Origin of the sequence: Bradyrhizobium sp. CCBAU 25338, assembly GCF_028128965.1 — a bacterium.
Lineage (GTDB): Bacteria > Pseudomonadota > Alphaproteobacteria > Rhizobiales > Xanthobacteraceae > Bradyrhizobium > Bradyrhizobium liaoningense.
The window spans coordinates 117223-136221 of sequence record NZ_LFKY01000042.1 but is presented as its reverse complement, the minus strand read 5'-3'; the positions used below and the strand labels follow the sequence as shown (position 1 = coordinate 136221).

Sequence of the window (18999 nt, the reverse complement as noted above, 5' to 3'; positions counted from 1 at the left end):
CGCGATCGTCGGCCGCTCAATTCGGATGCCACCAGCGGCCGGCGATGACGACGCCCTCCGAGACGATCTTGCGGTCACCGATCAGGTGCTCGCCGACGACGTCCTCGTAGTCGAACTGGCCTTGCTTCACCGTAACAAGCGTGGCGTCGCCGACGCTGCCGGGCTTCAGGCTGCCGAGTTCGGGACGCCGCAGTGCCATCGCCGCATTCACCGTCGACGCCGCGATCACGTCCGGCAGCTCCATGCCCATGCACAGGAACTTCGACAGGGTCGTGACCTGGTCGTAGGCCGGGCCGTCGATGCAGAGCTGGTGGATGTCGGAGGAGATGGTGTCCGGATAGAAGCCATTGGCGAGCATGGCCCGCGCGGTCTTGAAGGCGAACGAACCCTTGCCGTGGCCGATGTCGAACAGCACGCCACGCTCCCGCGCATCCAGCACCGCCTTCTTCACCGTGCCCTGCGCGGTCGCGGGCGTGTTGGGGAATGGACGGAAGGCATGGGTCAGCACGTCGCCGGGCCGCAGGCGGGCCAGCACCTCCTCGTAGCTCGGCGGCGGATGATCGATATGCGCCATCAGCGGCATGCCGACCTCGTTCGCAACCTCCAGCGCGATATCGAGCGGCACAGCCCCCGACGTGCCCGATGAGTGCAGGCCCACGCGCACCTTGATGCCGACGATGAGATCGCGGTTGGCATCGGCGACCTTGGCCGCCTCGATCGGATTCATCAGCCGCAACTCCTCGCTCTCGCCGACCATGATCCGGTGCGAGAAGCCGAAGATGCCGGCATGCGAGACGTGCAAGTAAGCGAGGATGCGAACCTGGCTCGGCTCGATGACATGCTTGCGGAAGCCGGCGAAGTTGCCGGGACCTGCGCTGCCGGTGTCGACCGCCGTGGTGACGCCGGAGAGACGGCAGAATTCCTCGGCATCGATGCCGAGCGAGGTGCCACCCCAATAGACATGGGTGTGCAGATCGATCAGCCCCGGCGTCACGATGTAGCGTGAGACATCACGTACCTCGGTGCCCGGATCCGCCTTGAGCCCGCTGCCGATCGCCGCCACCTTGCCGCCGGCAAAGGCGACATCGGTCACGGCATCGAGCTTCTGGGACGGGTCGATCACCCGCCCCCCGCGCAGGATCAAGTCGAAAGGCATCGTTGTCTCCGGATCTGGCTATGAGGCGGCCGACTGGTCAGCCGAGAGGAGGGAATCCCCACACTTCTAGCAATTTTCGCGCCGGAGTCCTCGGCAAACCGAGACGATGACCCATGACAAATTGGCGGCCCCGGTAAGTGCCACGCGCCGACCAGCGACGCAGACGCCTCTCGTCCGAGGTGCTGTCGATACACCTATTCAGAGCGAACCGTGGCAAGACGCATCAGCGCTTTGCGGACACCGGCGCCATAGGCCGGATCGGCTTTCGTGCAGTTCGCGATGTGGCGCTCCTGGATGTGGACGGCTGCACTGCCGACGGCGCGTGCCGTATTGTCGAACAGGACCTGCCGCTGCGCCGCGTTCATCTTGCGGAACAGGTCTCCGGGCTGCTGATAGTGGTCGTCGTCGATACGATGATCCCAGTGGGCGGCGGCGCCGTCGATCTCCAGCGGTGGCTCGTTGAGATCGGGCTGATCGGTCCACTCGCCGTGACTGTTGGGGAAATAGGTCGGCGTTCTCCCCAGATTGCCGTCCGTCCGCATTGCGCCGTCGCGATGGTAGCTGTGATACGGACATTTTGGGGCATTGACTGGAATCAGGTGATGGTTGACGCCGAGGCGATAGCGCGCCGCGTCTCCATATGAGAACAGACGAGCCTGCAGCATCTTGTCGGGCGAGAAGCCGATGCCGGGCACGACATGGGCCGGCGAGAAGGACGCCTGCTCGACCTCGGCGAAGACGTTTTCGGGGTTCCGGTTCAACTCGAAATAACCGACCTCGATCAGCGGAAAGTCCGCCTTGGGCCAGACCTTGGTCAGATCGAACGGGTTGAACGGAAACGCTTTGGCTTCTTCATCGGTCATGACCTGCACGAACAGAGTCCAGCGTGGAAATTCACCGCGCTCGATGCTCCCGAACAGGTCGCGTTGATGAGACTCGCGGTCCTTGCCGACGAGCGCCTCGGCCTCGGCGTCCGTCAGGTTCTCGATGCCCTGCTGCGTGCGGAAGTGAAACTTCACCCAGGTCCGCTCATTGGCAGCGTTGAGGAAACTGTAGGTATGGCTGCCGAACCCGTGCATGTGACGATAGCTCTTCGGAATGCCGCGCTCGCTCATGACGATGGTGACCTGATGCAGCGCCTCCGGCAGCAGCGTCCAGAAATCCCAATTGTTGTCGGCGCTACGCATCCCCGTACGCGGGTCGCGCTTGATCGCGTGATTGAGGTCGGGGAAACGCAGGGGATCGCGGAAGAAGAACACGGGGGTGTTGTTGCCCACCATGTCCCAGTTGCCTTCCTCGGTGTAGAACTTGAGCGCAAACCCACGGATGTCGCGCTCGGCGTCGGCCGCGCCGCGTTCACCGGCGACGGTCGAGAAGCGTGCGAACATCGGCGTCTGCTTTCCGATCTGCGAGAAGATCTTCGCCCTGGTATAGCGGGTGATGTCATGGGTTACGGTGAAGGTGCCGAAGGCACCCGATCCCTTGGCATGCATCCGCCGCTCGGGGATCACTTCGCGGTCGAAATGAGCCAGCTTCTCGATCAGCCAGATGTCCTGGAGAAGAGCGGGGCCACGACGGCCCGCGGTCATGATGTTCAGGTTGTCGCTGACGGGAGCGCCGGTCGCGTGCGTGAGATAGGGTGGTTTGTCGCTCATGTGATAATTCCCGATCGGTGATTTGGAGAAAGAGGCGGTAGGGCCGCGCGGCAGCGCCGAGCGGCGGCTCAGCCGTGCCAATGCGAGCCGCGGATGACGCTGCAGAAGTTGCCGCGATGGAAATGCGGCTCCTTGTCGGCGATGACGTCGGCCTTGACGTTGCCGAAGGTGGTATCCGGCCTGTGCTTGATGCCGTCGTAGAACGCCTGGATGATGTCTTCCTTGAAGCGCGGCGTTCGCGGAAACGCCTCCACCACCGCCTCGCGTTCCTCGTCGGAATAATCCTCGTAGGTGAGGCCGAGAACGTCCATCTCGACGCCGGCTGTCACCAGAGCGACGACCGGATGCATGTGCTGCGGCACGCCCGGCGTCGTGTGCAACGCGATCGCGGTCCAGACCGTGTAGGCGTCGGCTTCGGAGATGCCATGGCTGCGCAGGAAGTCACGAGCGGCGTGCGCGCCGTCCACTTCGAATCGTTCGTGCTTGCTGCCATGGCCCGGCATCAGGCCGATGTCGTGGAACATCGCACCGGCATAGAGCAGCTCGCGGTCGAATTTCAGCCCGCGGCGAATGCCGGCCAGCGCGCCGAAATGATAGACGCGGCTGGAATGGTTGAAGAGCAGGTCCGTCTCGGTGTCACGGATGTAGTCGGTGATGGCGCGCGCAAGCTTGCTGTCGGGAATGGCGGCGGCTTTGGCAATCTGTGGCATGAGGGTCTCCTGAAAATCTCTGGTCGCCCGCAAGCTAAATCCGCGCTATCATGTCTTCAATTGACGTAATACGTCCAAAGCGGACAAATACCGACCGAGGCGGACATGAGCGGGAAGCCGAAACCGAGGACAGTTGTGATCGTGGCGTTGCCCGGGGTGCAGCTTCTCGACGTGGCGGGGCCGCTCGACGTTTTCGCCGAGGCCAACGTGCAGGCCGGCCATCAGGCCTATGTGCTTTTGGTGGCTGGGGCGGAGCCCGGCCCGATCCACAGCTCTTCAGGCGTGCGACTGATGCCGGACCGGATCATCGATCGCGGCTTCCAGGAGAGCATCGACACATTGCTGATCGCGGGATGCCCGCACGCCGCCGACGTGCCGACTGACGGCGTGGTGACCGATTGGCTCCGCCGGCGGGCGACCAGGACGCGGCGCTTCGGGTCGGTTTGCAGCGGCGCCTTCTTACTTGCAGCGGCGGGCCTCCTCGACGGCAAACGAGTCACGACACATTGGGCAGTCGCCGACCGACTTGCCGAAAAATTCCCGTCAGTCACCGTGGACAAGGACGCGATCTACGTCACCGACGGCAAGCTTCGCACGGCTGCCGGTGTCACGGCGGGGCTGGATCTCGCGCTCGCTCTCGTCGAGGAGGATCTCGGGCGCGAGACGGCGATGAAGGTTGCGAGCCAGCTCGTCATGTTCTTCAAGCGCCCGGGCGGACAAATGCAGTTCAGCCGCAAGAGCGAGACCGTCCCCGCCGGCCGTGCCGCGCTGCAGGAGCTGCAGCGCTGGGTCGCCGCCAATCCTGGACTGGACCACAGCGTTGCGAGCCTCGCGGCGCGCATGGACATCAGCCCGCGTCACTTTGCGCGGCTATTCCGTGCCGAAGTCGGAATCACCCCCGCAACCTGGGTCGAGGAGGCCCGCGTCAACGCGGCGAGGCGCCTGCTGGAGCTCGGAAACGAAGCGCCCAAGCAGGTGGCCCTGCATTGCGGCTTTGCCGACGCGGACACGCTGCGCCGCGCGTTCGCCCGCCATGTCGGCGTGACGCCCGCCGAATATCGCAAGCGCTTTGCGCGGATCTCGGCCTGATACGCGATACGAGGGGAAAATGAGAATGGCGATCCCGGGAAGACTCGAACTTCCGACCTACGGTTTAGGAAACCGTCGCTCTATCCGGCTGAGCTACGGGACCGCGGAACCCGACAGCTGCAGGTTCGGCCCCCTCATAGCAGAGCAGGATGCGGTTCGCCAAGCCGCAAGGCGGGCCGGACCATCGTCAAGCTGAACAAGGCGGCTGTACAATCGCGGCCCAATCCCTCCTGGCGGAGCAGCCCGCATGATCGACAGCATCAGCGCCATCACGCTCGGCACCCATGACATGGCGCGCGCCGTGCACTTCTACCGCTCGCTCGGGTTCGAGCTGCTGTATGGCGGCGAAACCGCAGCATTCACGAGCTTTCGCGCCGGCAGCGGCTATCTCAACCTGACGGCGCAGCCGGATGACAGGCGCTGGTCCTGGTGGGGCCGCGTCATCTTCTATGTCGCCGACGTCGACGCGACCTATGAGCAGGCGCGCGCTGCGGGATGGCAGCCATCGACCACGCCGCGCGATGCCGAATGGGGCGAGCGCTACTTCCATCTCACCGACCCCGACGGCCACGAGCTCAGTTTCGCACGGCCGCTGCGAAAGGCATGACGAGGCGGCCCTACTCGCTGCTATCGCTGTCCCCTACCAGCCTATCCGCAATCGGCGACGCGGCGGCCGCGACAGCGCGGCTGTGGGTCCGCGAGACCCTTGGTCTACCGTAAGAAGCCGCCCATGAGCGGCGAGGAAATCTCCGTCCCCCGTCATAGAGGTCTGACCTTCCACCACTTCTCAAGCAGGCGAAACGAGCCTTGCGTTGCGCAGTCCGCGGAGGCATGCTTGAGTTCGTGGTGCCGGAGATCTAGACCCCTTGAGGTGAGCTATGAATCTTCCGCAAGAACCAGATCTTCTGATTGAGAAGGATGCGGACGGGGTTATTCGTGAGTTGCGCCATCTGCAGACGCCGGCGGTGGCCGACCCTGACGTGTCAGCGAAGCGAGCCGCGCTCGCGTATCTGAGGCTGGCGTCCCACACCGATCCGCCTTTGCTGCCGCTCAGCGACGGCGATTTGGACCACCTCGACCACACGGCCGACTCAAACGGACCCGGGCGATCCGACAAATCAAGATTTCGATGGTCACAGCCGCGCGAGCTGAAGCGCAACGGCGATGTCGAGACGACGGTTGTCTGGTGTCAGCAAACAATTCCGATCAAGGTCAAGGGTATTGATTTCGTCCCCGATGTTCAGGGTGGCAGCATACGTCTCGTCGCACATTACGGGCGGCAGACCGGCCGGTGGCAGATCACCAGTGCCCGATCAACGTTACTCATGCACGCCAATCTGTCGATCAAGCCGGGCTTCGCGGAAAGGGCATTTCGCGATTTCAATCCGGAGTGGGCCGACAGCCTTGGCGCGGAACAGATCGCAGGCTGGCTCGGCCCTGTCCTAGGCCTTGTGCCGCCGGACGCGATCGCAGATGGACGACTCGTTGCGTATCATCGAAGCGAGCCCAGCGCCGTGTACGAGAATGGCGGGCTTGGCTTGGCGGCCAGCGCCACGGTTTTCCTGCCGGTGGCGAGCGGCGACTCGATTGCGCACCGGGTCCTTTTTGATCCTCTCGCGGCCAGGCTTATTCGCAAGACCCCAATCGCGTCGGCGTGCGCTGGGTATGCCTTCCTTAGTGATCCCTCCAGCAAGACAGGCGCGTTCGACATACGACCTGACAGCGGCGGCGCCACTCTCGACCAACAGCGCGACCCCGTTGCACTGCTTGACCTCGAACACGCCGGTGGCGGACAGCTCAGGCTGTCCGGTCCGCGGGTAACGGTCCGCAAGCCGGCTGCGCTCGGCGAGAAATACAATCCGCCGGAGCAGGTAGCCCCATTCGCCTTCTCGGCTCGAACGAATGAATTCGCTGCGGTCAGCGCCTACTGTCATTGCGATTCCATGATGCGACTGATCCGCGGATTCGGCTTCGGCCTGCAAGATCACTTCCATGATGTCAGACTGCCTCTGACCGTCGATCATCGGGCCAAGCTCCTGGCGGGGCCCGGCGCACGTGACGGCCGCGGCATCAATGCCTACGTAACGCCGTTTCTGGGCGACACGGCACAGCGGCCCTGGAACGTCGCGATGCTGTTTGCCCTCGCAGATCTTTCGGACACCTGGAAGCACCCCTTGGGGCTCGTCGCCGACGTGCGCTTCGTATGGCACGAGTTCTGTCATGTCCTGATCCTTGCCGCGACCGGATCGACCGAATTCGATTTCGCTCACAGCGCCGGCGACGCGCTCGGAGCGATCATGTGTGATCCGGCGTCGAAGCTCCCGAAGGCGTGGCGTGGGGTGACGTTCCCCTTTGTCCAGCTGCCGTTGCGGCGGCACGACCGCAAGGTCGAGCAAGGCTGGGGCTGGAACGGTACGCTCTATGAGAAACCCGCACCCACTTACGGCGCCCGTGATCCCGCCGGCTACAATTCCGAGCAGATCCTGTCGAGCACTCTGTTCCGGCTCTATCTCGCCGCGGGCGGTGATGCGGTTCTCAGCAATCCGGCACGCGAGCCGGACCTCGAGCGCCGCCGGGCGGCCGCATATTACACTGCTTACCTCATCGTCCGCGCCATAGCTTCGCTCGGGGCCGTTGAAACCGAGCCGACAGGCGAAGCGACCCAATTCGCGACCGCCCTCATGGACGCAGATGTCGGCACGCCCGATCTCGACTATGAGGGATCGACACGGCGCGGCGGAATGCTGCACAAGGTTGTCCGCTGGACTTTCGAGCAACAGGGTCTGTATCAGGCCTCTTCGCCCGGCCAAAACAAGCCGGGCAGCGCACCGCCGATCGATATTTACGTCGACGATGGACGCAAGGGAGAATACCAATACAGCGAACCTTGGTCAGCGCTTCCCGAGGTTCTATGGGTCCAGCACAGCGAGGGTGACAGCGCGCCACATGAGGTGCCGCGCCCGGGCTATGTCAACTATGTCTACGTCATTCTCCGCAACCGCGGCGCCCAGCCGGCGAACGGTGCGACGGTCAGCGTGTTCGCGGCCACTGACGATGCTGCCGATGTCTGGGATACCGCATCGACCGGCTGGGAGCTGCTCGATGGCGACACGACTCAGCGCTACGTACCCAATGGGGCCTCGGTGAAATTCGGACCCTTCAGATGGACACCACAGGCCGGGAAGAGAAACGCTTTGCTCGCCCGCGCGACGGGCGCAGGCGACCGCAGCAACATCGATACGGGGTCCACCCTGCCATGTGCTACCGGTCCCGTGGTCGTCGCGGATATTGTCCGCGCCGACAACAATCTCGGTTATCGGGAGTGGACCCTTTCGTAGAGCCTGCGCCGGTCTGGATCGGCGTTGCCGCAAGATCGACCCGTCATGACCTCCGGCAATGCCGCTTAGACCGGAGCGGGCGCGGGCGTTGGCTGGCTCCATTCCTTCTTGGCCTCCGCGAAAAGTTTCTTGATCTTGGAGGTGGCGGGCAGAGCCATGATCTTTGCCTTGCACTTTTCGGCAATGAACTTTCCTGCCTCAGTATCGCTTCGATAGTGCACCCCCGCTCGCTCGCGGTTCACTGCGACTCTCTCAGCAAGCCATTCGAGTTCACACTTGTAGGAACACGCGACCTCCTCCAGGAACAGAGACATGAGCCAGCTCTGCAAGGAATGACCGCTTGGAAATGAAGCATGTGCTGGTGGGCCGAAGGCCGGCAGCAAGCCTGGGCAGGCGTACGATGGCCGCGGTCGCTTGTAGTAGTCCTTGTAAAAGGCCGCCACGATCTGGCCGATTCGGACGGCAAGATTCATGACCACCAGCGTATGGTGGTGCTCACCATTATTGACCGCCATCAGGCTCACCCAGTATCCGGGCGCATTGTCATGCTGCGCAACGATTTCGCCCATGTAGCGCTCGCGATCGGTCTGCATGAGCAGCTGAAGTTGCATGATCTCGCAGGCCACAAAATCCTGATAGTCCGGCTTGCTCGGGTGCCAGGCGAGCAGGGTCGGCCGCTCCGCGGCGATGTCCGTGTAGATCGTGTCCCAATCGGTATCCCTTATGAACTCCGTGAGAGAGAGCAAACAAAGGACGTCGGGATCCCATGGGCCGACCCTGTCTTTCCAGCATTCCTTGAGCAGCAATTTCTCCGGAAAGCTCGGGTCCGTGTTCGGCCCGAGGTCGTACTGCAAGGTCAGGGGTCGGAAGCCGAGTTCGGGTGGTGTGGCACCGAAGGCCATCCCCATGCCCATGCCCATGCCCATTCCCATGCCCATACCCATCCCCATGCCCATCCCCATTCCCATTCCCATGCCCATGCCCATGCCCATGTCATCCTCCAGAGCTGTTCTGCGGGAACCTGTATCTTGTAGGAAGCCGCCAATAACTACGGCGCACTTATCGCGCCGTCAGCGAGGCAACCCAGCTTCAATCAATCGTTCAGCAAGTAGAGCGAGCCGGTCCGGCTGCTTGATCGGGTACCAACTGCAATATTTCTCAACCGAGAACGTGGAATCGATCCTCATGTGCGCGGCGCCAACTTCGCGCGCCCGCTCGAGAGAACCGGCGGCTACGAGGCTCGCGGCAAGAAGCCGCAGATTCGCGGCAAACTGCGGAGCAGCTGCCATGACCTTCGTGCCCCAATGCACGGCATCGTCGAAGGTCTCATTGGTGTAGTGCGCGTTGGTGAGCGCCGACTGATAGAAATAGGCGTACGGATCGAGCGGCGACAGCGATATGCCGTAAGATGCGCGCGCCACGGCACGCGGTCCATCGCCGAGATAGCAGTATGTCGATGCGCTCAGGGACCACGCAATGGCGGAGTTGGGCGTTCCCCCGATTGCACGGTCGAAAGCATCGAGGGCGCGGTCATACGCGCCGAACAGAAACGAATTGATGTGACCGAAGATCGCGAGCGCCACTGGGTCCGACGGTTCGAACTCGAGCGCGCGCGACGCAAGCCGCAATGCCTCACAGGAATCGGCTTTGAAGTCGGTCGAATGACCCTCGCCGATGTGCAGGATGTACCATTTTGCCATCAGGGCATAGGCCGCCGCATATTGCGGATCATGATCGAGGGCGAGTTCGAACAGGCTTCGCGCCGCAAGCATGTCGTCATGACCGAGGCGATACAGGCGATACATGCCCTGCAGGACCAGGTCGTAAGCGTTCATGCTCTGCGGCGCCTTGCGCTCGGCATGCTGCAGCTCGGAGATATGGATATGCGGCAGGAGCGCGTATGCGATACTCGTTGCGATCTTCTCCTGCACATCGAACAACTGGCCGATCGACGCCTCGTACTGATTGGTCCACAGCATGGACCTCGTATCGACATCGATCAACTCCACCCGCATACGTAGTATCTCGCCGTTACGCTTGAGCGTTCCCGTGACGAGATATCGCACGCCAAGACGATGGCAAACGGCAGCAGGGTCGACGGTGGGGTCGGTGAACCCAAGTGTGGACGTGCTGGATACGACGAACAATTCGCGAATACCCGCCAGCGAGGCGACGATATCGTGGACGATTCCCTGCGCGAGATAGGCATCCGCCGCCTGAAGGCCGAGCATCTGCAGCGGCAAGACCGCCACGGACGGCTTGAGCGAATGAGCCACCGAGATTGTTGGAGCTCGCAGGTCGTGGTGCGCTATCTTGAATGCTCGGACGCGCCGTTCGATATTCTTGAGCGTGAGGAATCCCAGGTCGGCGGCTTGGTAGCGCAGATGATCCTTAACCTGATCGTGAATGGCTCCGGAAATCACGACCCCGCCCGGGCCGGCGAATTCCTGAAGCCGGGCTGTAATATTGACTCCGTCCCCATAGATGTCGTCACGCTCAGCGATGACGTCGCCAACATTTGCCGACATCCTTAACTGCAGCAGATTACCGCCGGCAGATGACGATTCCGCCAGATGGATCTGCGTGTCGAGTGCGAACCTGATTGCGTCAACCGGATTCCTGAACTCCAGCAGTAAGCCGTCACCGGTACTCTTGATTACCTCGCCAGCACATGAAGCGACGCGCGGCTCGATAATGTCCGATCGCATCGACATCCAGCGTTGATGCGTGCCTTCCTCGTCGCTTCCCATCAGCCGGGAATATCCGACGACATCGATGAAAATCGTAGCTGCGGTACGCCTTCTCGGTCGCCCTTGATCCGAGCCGTTGTCCGGGAACGTGTTGTCGGCTCTGATCATCATCACAGACGCAACAACTCTGGGGCAGCCACAACCATTGTGGCGCCGAAAGATTGTAGCAGACAAGGACAGTCAGGCAAATGCAAGGCGTGCTAGGCAGAGTCCCTCGGTTGAACCACACCAATCGCCTGCCCCATCACGGAGAGCGGACCGAAAAGCCACGCTCCACAAGACGATGAGAACACCCGTTTGGCCCTTTACGCCCTGATGTTGTTGTCCTTCACCACCTTGCCCCAATAGGCGACCTGCTTGTCGAAGAAGGCCTTGAAGGCGGCGCCGTCCTGGAGCAGCAGCGTCATGTGCTGAGTGCCCTTGAGCTGGGTGGCGGTCGCGGGCTCGCTCAGGATCTCCCTGGAGGCGGTCGCCATGGCGGCCACGACATCGGGCGGCGTGCCTGCGGGGGCGAAGATGCCCCACCAGGCGAGCGTCTCGAAATCGGGGAAGCCGGCCTCGATCGCGGTCTGAGTATCAGGCAGAGCCGGCAGCCGCTCGCGGCCGAGCTGCAGGATCGGACGCAGCATGTTGGTGCCGAGCTGGGCGGCGACCAGCGCGGCCGATCCCGCGATCAGGTCCACATGGCCGCCGAGCACGTCGTTCATTGCAGGGCCACCGCCGCGATAGGGCACGTGCATGATCTCGACCCCGGCCTTGCTGCCGAGCACGGTCATGGCGAGATGGCCGAGCGTACCGATGCCGACCGAGGCATATTTCACCGCGCCGGGCGTCGCCTTGCAGGCCGCGACCACGTCGGCAAAACTCTTGTAGGGACGGCCGGCACCCGCGGCGATCACGTAAGGCGCGGTGCCGATCAGCAGCACCGGCATCAGCTCGCGCTCGACATCGACCGGCGGCTTGTCGAGGATGGCCGGGATCACCGCATGGGAATCGAACGTGACCAGGAAGGTCGAGCCGTCCGCCGGGCTCTTGGCGACCTGCGCCGCGCCGAGCGCGCCGGCCGCGCCGGATTTGTTCTCGACCACGACGATGCGGTTGAGCTTGGTCTGCAGATTGCTCTGCAGCAGCCGCGCCATCGCGTCGGTCGAGCCGCCCGGCGGGAACGGCACGACCAGCGTGATCTTTCCGGCCTGTGCCGCCGCGGGCGCCACGGCGAGAATGGCGGGCGCAGCCAGGAACGTGCGTCTTGTGATCGTCATAGTCCCCTCCCTGTGACTCTTGCGCCCGGCTTTTTTGCTCTTTGGCGCTTGAGCATGATCCGGAAAAGCCAGCAGCTTTCCGGAAAGATCATGCTCCAGACAAATACCTGAAGCGCCAAGCGCTTCAGGTCGTTCCGAAACCCGACCCTGGTTTTCTGTATTCTGGCCGAGGCGGACTGAAGATGTCCAGCACCCGGGCGCCTTCGGGGCCGGCGCGCATGGTGTGCGGCACGTTGCCGGGTGTGCGCCAGAAGTCGCCCTTCTTCACCGGGATCTCCTCATCGCCCTGGACGCGGATGGCGGAGCCGTCGAGCAGCACGCCCCATTGCTCCTCGGGGTGATGATGCAGCGTGCCTTGCGCATGCGGCGCCAGCGTCACCACCGAGAGCATCGCCTGCTCGCCGGAGAAGATGCGCGTGGTCACCCCGGCCGCGAGCTCGCGGAAGAGGCCGTCGCTGGGATCGTCGATGTTGTGGAATTCGTCCTTCTGGCTCACGGCATCCTCCCCTTCGTTCTCGTCTGATCAGGACTTTCCATACGAGCCCTGGTAGCGGCCCTCGCGGATCGCCTTCAGCGTCTCCTCCTCGCGCGCGACCTGGGCGCGCACCGCTTCCAGCAGCGCGGCGGCGCCGGCGGCGGGAAACGACACCACGCCGTCTTCGTCGCCGACGACGATGTCGCCGGGCGAGATCACGCTGCCGCCGACGGTGACAGGCACGTTGATCTCGCCGGGACCGTTCTTGTAGGGACCACGATGGATCACAGCGCGCGCATAGCAGGGAAAATCGTCGGCCGCGAAAGCCGCGACGTCGCGGATCGCACCGTCGATCACATAGCCTTCAGCTTTGCGCCACTGCGCGATGTTCTTCATGATCTCGCCGACCAGCGCCCGCGTCTCGTCGCCGCCGCCGTCGACCACGATGACGTCACCCGGGCCGACCAGGTCGAGCGCGCGGTGGATGGCGAGATTGTCGCCGGGCCGGGTGCGCACGGTGAAGGCCGTTCCCACCAGCTTGCCGCCGCGATGATACGGCCTTAGCCCCACCGCGCCCGGCAGCCGGGCGAGATTGTCAGAGATCACCGAGGTCGGCGCGTCCCTGAAACCTTCGATGATATCAGCCGGCGGCTTCGGCACGCTGCTCGCTGCGATGGTGATCGTCATGTCAGTCCTTCCGTGTTTGTCTTAATCGACGTGCGCCCGCCTTCGCCGGCCAGATCCGGAAGGCGCGCCCCTCCTTCATCCACGCCGCGCGCTCATCGCGCAACAGCGTGCGGCGGACTTTACCGGAATCATCGCGCGGCGGAGCGCCGACGAACTCGAAGCTTTCGGGGTGCTTGTAGCGGCTGAGCCGGTCTTTCAAAAACTCCGCCATGCCGTCAGCGATGGCCTGGCCGTCGGCATCAAGCTCCGGTTCGATGATGGCATGCACGCGCTGGCCCAATTCCGGATCAGGCAAGCCCACCACGACGCAGGAGCGCACCCCGGGGCAGGCAGAGACCGCAGCCTCGACCTCGGCCGGATAGATGTTGGCGCCGCCGCGCAAGACCATGTCGGCGAGGCGGTCGCCGAGATAGAGATAGCCTTCAGCATCCAGCCTGCCGATATCGCCGAGAGACTCCCAGCCGTCGGCACGGCGTTTCGGCTCGGCACCGAGGTAGTGATAGGTGGCGTCCTTGCCGTCATTGTTGAGGAAGAAGATCTCGCCGGTTTCCCCCGGCGCAACATCGTTGCCGTCCTCGCCGATGATGCGAAGCTTCGCCATGTCACCGATCTTGCCGACCGAGCCCTTGTGCGTCAGCCATTCCGTGCCGGAGATGATGCAGGCGCCCTGGCGCTCGGTGCCGCCATAGAGCTCCCAGATCCGCTCGGGCCCGAGCCAGGCGATCCAGTTCTCCTTCAGCCATGGCGGCATCGGCGCGGCCATGTGGAAGACCGTCTGCAGGCTCGACACATCGTAGGCGTTGCGCACCTCCTCCGGCAGCGCCCAGATCCGGTGCATCATGGTCGGCACGAAATTGATCCATTGCACGCGCTCGCGTTCGATCTGGCGCAGCGTCTCCTCGGCATCGAACTTGGTAAGGCCCGTGAGCTTGCCGCCGGCGAACAGCGCGTAATGCGACACGATGAACGGCGCATTGTGGTAGAGCGGGCCGGGATTGAGCAGCGAAACCCCGAAGGGGATGTTGAGCGGCGGCGCGGCGACCGTGTCGGTCACCGCCGGCTGGTGATCGAGGATCACCTTGGGACGGCCGGTCGAGCCGCCTGAGGTCATCGCTTTCCAATAGCGCGCCACCGGCGCATTGAGCGGCTCGTCCGAGAAACCTTCCGGCACGAAGTCCGCAGGCAGCCGGTTCGGCGCATTCCAGTCGGCCTCGCCGCCGACCACAAGCGCCGGCTTCAGAATGTCGAGCACCGCGGCGGCTTCACCGCGCGGCAACCGCCATGACAGCGAGGTCGGCGTCGCCCCGCACTTCCATACCGCAAAGGAGGTCTCGAAGAACGTGTTGCCGTTCGGCAAGCCGATCGCGACGAAATCGCCGGGCTTGACGCCCCTGGCCGCGAACGCGCGGGCGCGCCGGTTGGCGCCACGCTCGAGCTCGTCCCAGGTCAGCGTGTCCTGCCCGTGACGGATGGCGATCGTGCCATGCGGTTTGCGTTCAGCGTACCAGCGCGGCACGTCGGACAGGGGCAGCAGCATTAGGCGTTTCCACTTCGTCTTCTTGGCGACGCCTCGGGAGTGAGGCGCTCACGGCATGAGTGTAACAGTCTGCCGGCAGGGCGCTGTGACTCCCGCGCCACGTCAAGCACAAAATGTCAGCATTGCAGACATGAAATTCCCGAGTTCCATGGGTGACAAGGAGGCGATAAAGGGGCAAAAATCCGTCTCGACTCAGTTCGGGTTGAGTCCTGCAAGGAATGCTCTCGTAGAATGTCGGCCGTGGCTACATCGCGTCGTGCGGCGCTGCTTCTTGTGACCGCAGCAGGGTTTCTCCTGCTGACGCATGCGCATGCCGAGGCGCAATGGTGGAAACGCGCGCCGGTCGATTTCGAGGAATGCGCCGACGCCGCCGAGAAGGCCGCAACCAAATCCGAGAAGACCTCCGCGCTTGCCGATTGCAACGCCAAGTTTGCCGGCCGCCGCAAGCCGGGCGGCGGCTATTCCTATTACGACTTCCTTCAGGATCGCACCTTCGACATCGCTGGCCCCAATCCGACGCCGGAGGAACAGAAGAAGATCGACGAAGCCTACACCGCCTATCTCGCCAGCCAGCGCCGCAGCAATGAAGCGGCCCAGGCCACCGCTCGCCAGCAGCGCGAGCAGCAAGAGCAACTGGTGCAGCAGCTTCAGCAGGTTGCACTGCGAACCGAAGTCGAGCGCGTGCCTATTCCGGTCGAGCGGCCGAAGGTCCAGCAGGCAGCAGGCCCGAGGCCGAAGGGCGCGCCCTGCACCAAGGGCTCGTTCTCCTGCGAATGGCCGCGGCTATCGGAAAGCTTGAACGATCTGAAGAAGCTGTTCAACCCGACCCCGAGCAAGCCCGCGAAGAAGGGCTGAGCCGAGACAGCGTCATTTCCGGATTCAGCGTGGAGCGTCAGTTCGTGCGCTTCTTCTTGCCGCGCTTCGGCTTGACCGCGGGCGCAGTCGCGGGCTCCGTTATGGCCATCGAACCACCCAACTCCTTGCGGCTCTCCTGCAATCGCCTGTCATAGCCGGGCGAGTTCATGACCGTCGGTGGCCTGGCGTAGGCGAGCGTCGATGCGGCGCAAAGCGCGGCCATTGCAAGCCCGATCATCAAACCACGCTTCATCGCGTTCCTCCTTGGCACTCACGCCGATCCGCGAATCTGCTGCGGCGTCAGCCGCGGCGGGCCGTTGCCGGCCGTCTCAGCCTCCTTGATCAGCGCAACAATGCGGCGCATCAGCGGCACGCTGACATTGTTCCGCTCGGCGAGCGCGATGACTGCGCCCTGGAGATAGTCGATCTCGGTCCTGCGGCCCTGCTTCAGATCCTGCCACATCGAGGAGCGCGCCTCGGGATCGATCTTCATCGTGCGTCCCAGGATCGCTTTGAAGATCGCATCGGGCAGCCGCAGCAAGGCCGGAGACCACCTCATCGGGATCGGCGTCGCCGAGACCGGCGTGATGCCGGCCGCCTTCAGCGCGGCGAGCCCCTCGGCCATCTGGTCGGCGAACAATCTGCGCCAGTCGCGGTTCGCCAGTTGCGCGGCGAGCGGCAAGTCCGACAACGCGCTGAGCGCATTGTTCAGATTGATGATCAGCTTGCCCCATTGCACCCCGGTGATGTCGCTGCTCGCGCGCATCGTGAGGCCGGCGACCGAGAGCTTCCCGGCCGTGTTCTCCGCATCCTCCCCAATATGAATGTCGCCGGAGGTCGAGCGGTGGAAGCGGCCCTCGCCCATCGCGATCACGTTGAACGGCACCATGCCGGCCAGCACGCGGCGGCCGCCGAGCCGCTCGCGCAGCACGGCGACGTTGCCGACGCCGTTCTGAAGCGAGACGATGACGGCATCCTCAGGCGCATGCTGCGCGATCTGCTCGGCAACAGCGGCGGTGTCGGCGCTCTTCACCGTGACCAGCACGATGCCTGCGCTGTGGAAGATCGAGGGATCCTCCGATAGCGCCAGTTGCCCCGCGCCAAGCCTCTTCTCGGAGCCGTCGAAATCGGTCAGAAGCAGGCCGAACCGTTCGATCTCGGTCTTCACCCGCGGCCGCACCAGGAGCGCGACGCGGCGGCCGGCGGCCGCCAGCATGCCGCCGACGAAACAGCCGATGGCGCCCGCGCCGGCGACTACGATCGGTCGATTTGTCATAACCTCGCCTTGCTCAACCTGAACGGCCCGCCTTCGATAGCAGAGGCCAGGCCGGCAACCAATCGCGGTGCATCCGACTTGTAACGGTCATGCGTGCCCCATATGTTTTCGCCCCGGGGGCAGTCAGCGGCGAGCGCTCGCCGAACCAGGCGCCAAAGGAGAGCACCATGGGTCTACTCGACGTCCTCAATGGCATGCAGAACGGCCCGCGCGGCCCGAGCACACCGAGCTCCGAGAAATCCTCCGGCGGCATGTCGCCGATGACCATGGCGCTGCTCGGCCTGCTCGCCTGGAAGGCATTCAAGCATTTGACGGCAGGCCAGCCCGGCGCGGCGCCTGCCCCGCAGCCGCGGTCGCCGCTGCCGCCTCCGACGCAGGCAAATGCGGGCGGCCCCGGCGGCGGTCTCGGCGATTTGCTCAAAGGTGGCCTCGGCGGCCTGCTTGCGGGCGGCGCGGCCGGCACCGTGCTCAGCGGCGGGCTCGGCGATCTCCTCAACCAGCTCCAGCAGAGCGGCCACGGCGATGCCGCGAATTCCTGGGTCGGCAAGGGCGAGAACAAGCCGATCGCGCCCGGCGATCTCGCCAGCGCACTCGGCGCCGACCAGATCGACAGCCTGTCCGCCCAGAGCGGCCTGTCACGCGAGGAACTGCTCTCCGGCCTCAGCCAATATCTGCCGCAGGTGGTCGACCATCTGACGCCGGACGGCCGGCTGCCGAACGAGAACGAACTCTCGGGCAGGATCTGAAGTTCTTGGTCTGAGCATGATCTATTCGGAGAACCGCGACACACTTCTCCGGATCATGCTCGAGGCGTTCTCGGGAAGGGGAGCACACTCATGAGCATAGGCGGCCTGCTGTGGATCATCGTCGTCGGCTTCGTCGCCGGCCTCATCGCGCGCTGGCTGGCGCCGGGACCAAACAGTCCGAGCGGCTTCATCCTCACAACCATCCTCGGCATCGCCGGCGCATTTCTGGCAACCTTCGTCGGCCAGGCCATCGGCCATTACAGCCCCGACCAGGGCGCTGGCTTCATCATGGCCACGATCGGCGCGGTGGTGGTGCTGTTCATCTGGCACCGGCTGGTGGCGAGGGGCGTGATCAAGGGGTGAGCACATTCGGTGTCGTCCCGGACAAGCGCGCCCCAAGCGCGCGCAGATCCGGGACCTATAACCACAGGGAGGAGTTTGGCGAAGATTGACAACTGCGAATCTTGGCCAAACTACTCCCTGTGGTTATGGATCCCCGCGTTCGCGGGGATGACAGCGGAGATTGGAGCGCGATCTCACGTAATCAGATGCATCCCCGCATCCATGCGCACGACCTCGCCGGTCATGTTGCTGGAGGCCGGCATCGCCAGGAAGCAGACGAGTTGCGCGATGTCTTCTGCGCGCGAGGCGACCTTCAGCGGCACCTTTGCGACAACGCTATCGCGCACCTGCTTGGCCCCTGCCTCGCCGCGGCCTTTGGTGAACCAGGGCGTGTCGATATAGCCGGGGCACACCGTGTTGACGCGGATCAGCGGCGCCAGCGCACGCGACAGCGACAACGTCATGGTGTTGAGTGCGCCCTTGCTCGCGGCGTACGCGATCGACGAGCCGACGCCGCTGATGCCGGCGACCGAGGACACGTTGACCACCGCGGAGGGACGCCCCGAAGCCTTCGCGCCCGCCTCGAGCAGACTGCGCGCCGCGCGCACCATCTGGAACGGACCGATGGTGTTGACGCCGTAGACCCGCTGGAAATCTTCCGCCGACAATCCGTCGAGATCGGCGTGAGCCACATGCTTGGTGGTGCCGGCATTGTTGACGAGCACGTCGAGCCGGCCCCATCCGCTGGCTGCCGCGACGATCTTGCGGCAATCCTCATCCTTGGAAACGTCGCCCTGCGCGACCAGGACCTCTGCGGCGCCGGCCTTGCGGCAGAGGTCGGCCGTGGCCTCGGCTTCCTTCTGGCTCGACGAATAGTTGATGACGAGCCGCGCCCCGCTCCGCGCGAGAATCTCCGCGGTCGCCGCGCCGAGGCCGGACGCCGATCCCGTCACGATTGCGCACAGACTGTCCTTTGCCATCCCGAATTCCTTCCCCTGTTCTGACGTTGGCGTCCTCTTTAGCGAGTTTGCCGCGCCCTGCAAATCGAGCAAACTCCGCTAAGCGGAATTAGCCTCCCATGGGCCCTTGCGCCCATGCCCGCGCCGCAGGTTGACCTGCGG

Annotated in this window: 18 protein-coding genes and 1 tRNA gene; 6 read left to right on the top strand and 13 right to left on the bottom strand. The window is 64.0% G+C overall.

All coding sequences use genetic code 11. The features are described 5' to 3' along the window. Window positions 1-16: 16 nt before the first annotated feature. The 3 genes from ACM42_RS30355 to ACM42_RS30345 all read right to left on the bottom strand — a co-directional run bounded on the left by ACM42_RS30355 (window position 17) and on the right by ACM42_RS30345 (window position 3521). Window positions 17-1156, bottom strand: a complete 1140-nt coding sequence (locus tag ACM42_RS30355) for an amidohydrolase/deacetylase family metallohydrolase (RefSeq protein ID WP_271531287.1) — start codon at window positions 1154-1156, stop codon at window positions 17-19. Between the two features lie 194 nt (window positions 1157-1350). Further along, entirely contained in the window at window positions 1351-2811 is a 1461-nt protein-coding gene (locus tag ACM42_RS30350; protein ID WP_271531286.1) for a catalase, read from the bottom strand. 68 nt (window positions 2812-2879) lie between these two features. Then, window positions 2880-3521: an HD domain-containing protein gene (locus tag ACM42_RS30345; RefSeq protein ID WP_271531285.1), complete on the bottom strand. Its 642-nt coding sequence runs from the start codon at window positions 3519-3521 to the stop codon at window positions 2880-2882. A gap of 105 nt (window positions 3522-3626) precedes the next feature. Here ACM42_RS30345 and ACM42_RS30340 point away from each other — a divergent pair, with 105 nt between their 5' ends. Beyond that, the gene (locus ACM42_RS30340) at window positions 3627-4610 is read left to right on the top strand and encodes a GlxA family transcriptional regulator (protein WP_271531284.1); all 984 of its coding nucleotides are present in this window, start codon (window positions 3627-3629) and stop codon (window positions 4608-4610) included. Window positions 4611-4636: 26 nt separating this feature from the next. On the opposite strand, the gene ACM42_RS30335 is transcribed toward ACM42_RS30340, so the two are convergent. Beyond that, window positions 4637-4713: transfer RNA gene (locus ACM42_RS30335), tRNA-Arg, on the bottom strand. A 144-nt stretch (window positions 4714-4857) separates the two neighbouring features. On the opposite strand from ACM42_RS30335, the gene ACM42_RS30330 reads away from it, so the two are divergent. Both ACM42_RS30330 and ACM42_RS30325 read left to right on the top strand, forming a co-directional pair. Further along, window positions 4858-5217 (top strand): VOC family protein, encoded by a 360-nt coding sequence (locus ACM42_RS30330; RefSeq protein WP_271531283.1) that lies wholly within the window; start codon window positions 4858-4860, stop codon window positions 5215-5217. A gap of 271 nt (window positions 5218-5488) precedes the next feature. Next, window positions 5489-7948 carry a hypothetical protein gene (locus ACM42_RS30325; RefSeq protein WP_271531282.1) on the top strand — a complete coding sequence of 820 codons (2460 nt, stop codon included), beginning with the start codon at window positions 5489-5491 and terminating at the stop codon, window positions 7946-7948. Window positions 7949-8013: 65 nt separating this feature from the next. On the opposite strand, the gene ACM42_RS30320 is transcribed toward ACM42_RS30325, so the two are convergent. The 6 genes from ACM42_RS30320 to ACM42_RS30295 all read right to left on the bottom strand — a co-directional run bounded on the left by ACM42_RS30320 (window position 8014) and on the right by ACM42_RS30295 (window position 14659). Beyond that, the gene (locus ACM42_RS30320) at window positions 8014-8940 is read right to left on the bottom strand and encodes a phosphatase PAP2 family protein (RefSeq protein WP_271531281.1); all 927 of its coding nucleotides are present in this window, start codon (window positions 8938-8940) and stop codon (window positions 8014-8016) included. Between the two features lie 78 nt (window positions 8941-9018). Next, on the bottom strand, window positions 9019-10809 hold the full coding sequence (locus ACM42_RS30315; protein ID WP_271531280.1) for an adenylate/guanylate cyclase domain-containing protein: 1791 nt from the start codon (window positions 10807-10809) through the stop codon (window positions 9019-9021). Between the two features lie 194 nt (window positions 10810-11003). Continuing rightward, window positions 11004-11960, bottom strand: a complete 957-nt coding sequence (locus tag ACM42_RS30310) for a tripartite tricarboxylate transporter substrate-binding protein (protein ID WP_271531279.1) — start codon at window positions 11958-11960, stop codon at window positions 11004-11006. 124 nt (window positions 11961-12084) lie between these two features. Continuing rightward, on the bottom strand, window positions 12085-12456 hold the full coding sequence (locus tag ACM42_RS30305; protein ID WP_271531278.1) for a cupin domain-containing protein: 372 nt from the start codon (window positions 12454-12456) through the stop codon (window positions 12085-12087). Window positions 12457-12483: 27 nt separating this feature from the next. Further along, on the bottom strand, window positions 12484-13122 hold the full coding sequence (locus ACM42_RS30300; RefSeq protein ID WP_271531277.1) for an RraA family protein: 639 nt from the start codon (window positions 13120-13122) through the stop codon (window positions 12484-12486). A 1-nt stretch (window position 13123) separates the two neighbouring features. Next, window positions 13124-14659 (bottom strand): AMP-binding protein, encoded by a 1536-nt coding sequence (locus tag ACM42_RS30295; RefSeq protein WP_271531276.1) that lies wholly within the window; start codon window positions 14657-14659, stop codon window positions 13124-13126. A 231-nt stretch (window positions 14660-14890) separates the two neighbouring features. On the opposite strand from ACM42_RS30295, the gene ACM42_RS30290 reads away from it, so the two are divergent. Further along, window positions 14891-15514: a hypothetical protein gene (locus tag ACM42_RS30290; RefSeq protein WP_271531275.1), complete on the top strand. Its 624-nt coding sequence runs from the start codon at window positions 14891-14893 to the stop codon at window positions 15512-15514. 37 nt (window positions 15515-15551) lie between these two features. On the opposite strand, the gene ACM42_RS30285 is transcribed toward ACM42_RS30290, so the two are convergent. Beyond that, on the bottom strand, window positions 15552-15767 hold the full coding sequence (locus ACM42_RS30285; protein WP_271531274.1) for a hypothetical protein: 216 nt from the start codon (window positions 15765-15767) through the stop codon (window positions 15552-15554). An 18-nt stretch (window positions 15768-15785) separates the two neighbouring features. Beyond that, entirely contained in the window at window positions 15786-16790 is a 1005-nt protein-coding gene (locus tag ACM42_RS30280) for a 2-dehydropantoate 2-reductase (RefSeq protein ID WP_271531273.1), read from the bottom strand. 167 nt (window positions 16791-16957) lie between these two features. Here ACM42_RS30280 and ACM42_RS30275 point away from each other — a divergent pair, with 167 nt between their 5' ends. Next, window positions 16958-17536 carry a YidB family protein gene (locus ACM42_RS30275; RefSeq protein ID WP_271531272.1) on the top strand — a complete coding sequence of 193 codons (579 nt, stop codon included), beginning with the start codon at window positions 16958-16960 and terminating at the stop codon, window positions 17534-17536. A 90-nt stretch (window positions 17537-17626) separates the two neighbouring features. Beyond that, window positions 17627-17899 carry a GlsB/YeaQ/YmgE family stress response membrane protein gene (locus ACM42_RS30270; protein WP_271531271.1) on the top strand — a complete coding sequence of 91 codons (273 nt, stop codon included), beginning with the start codon at window positions 17627-17629 and terminating at the stop codon, window positions 17897-17899. A gap of 173 nt (window positions 17900-18072) precedes the next feature. Here ACM42_RS30270 and ACM42_RS30265 read toward each other — a convergent pair whose 3' ends face one another. Next, window positions 18073-18858 carry an SDR family NAD(P)-dependent oxidoreductase gene (locus tag ACM42_RS30265; RefSeq protein WP_271531270.1) on the bottom strand — a complete coding sequence of 262 codons (786 nt, stop codon included), beginning with the start codon at window positions 18856-18858 and terminating at the stop codon, window positions 18073-18075. Window positions 18859-18999 lie beyond the last annotated feature (141 nt).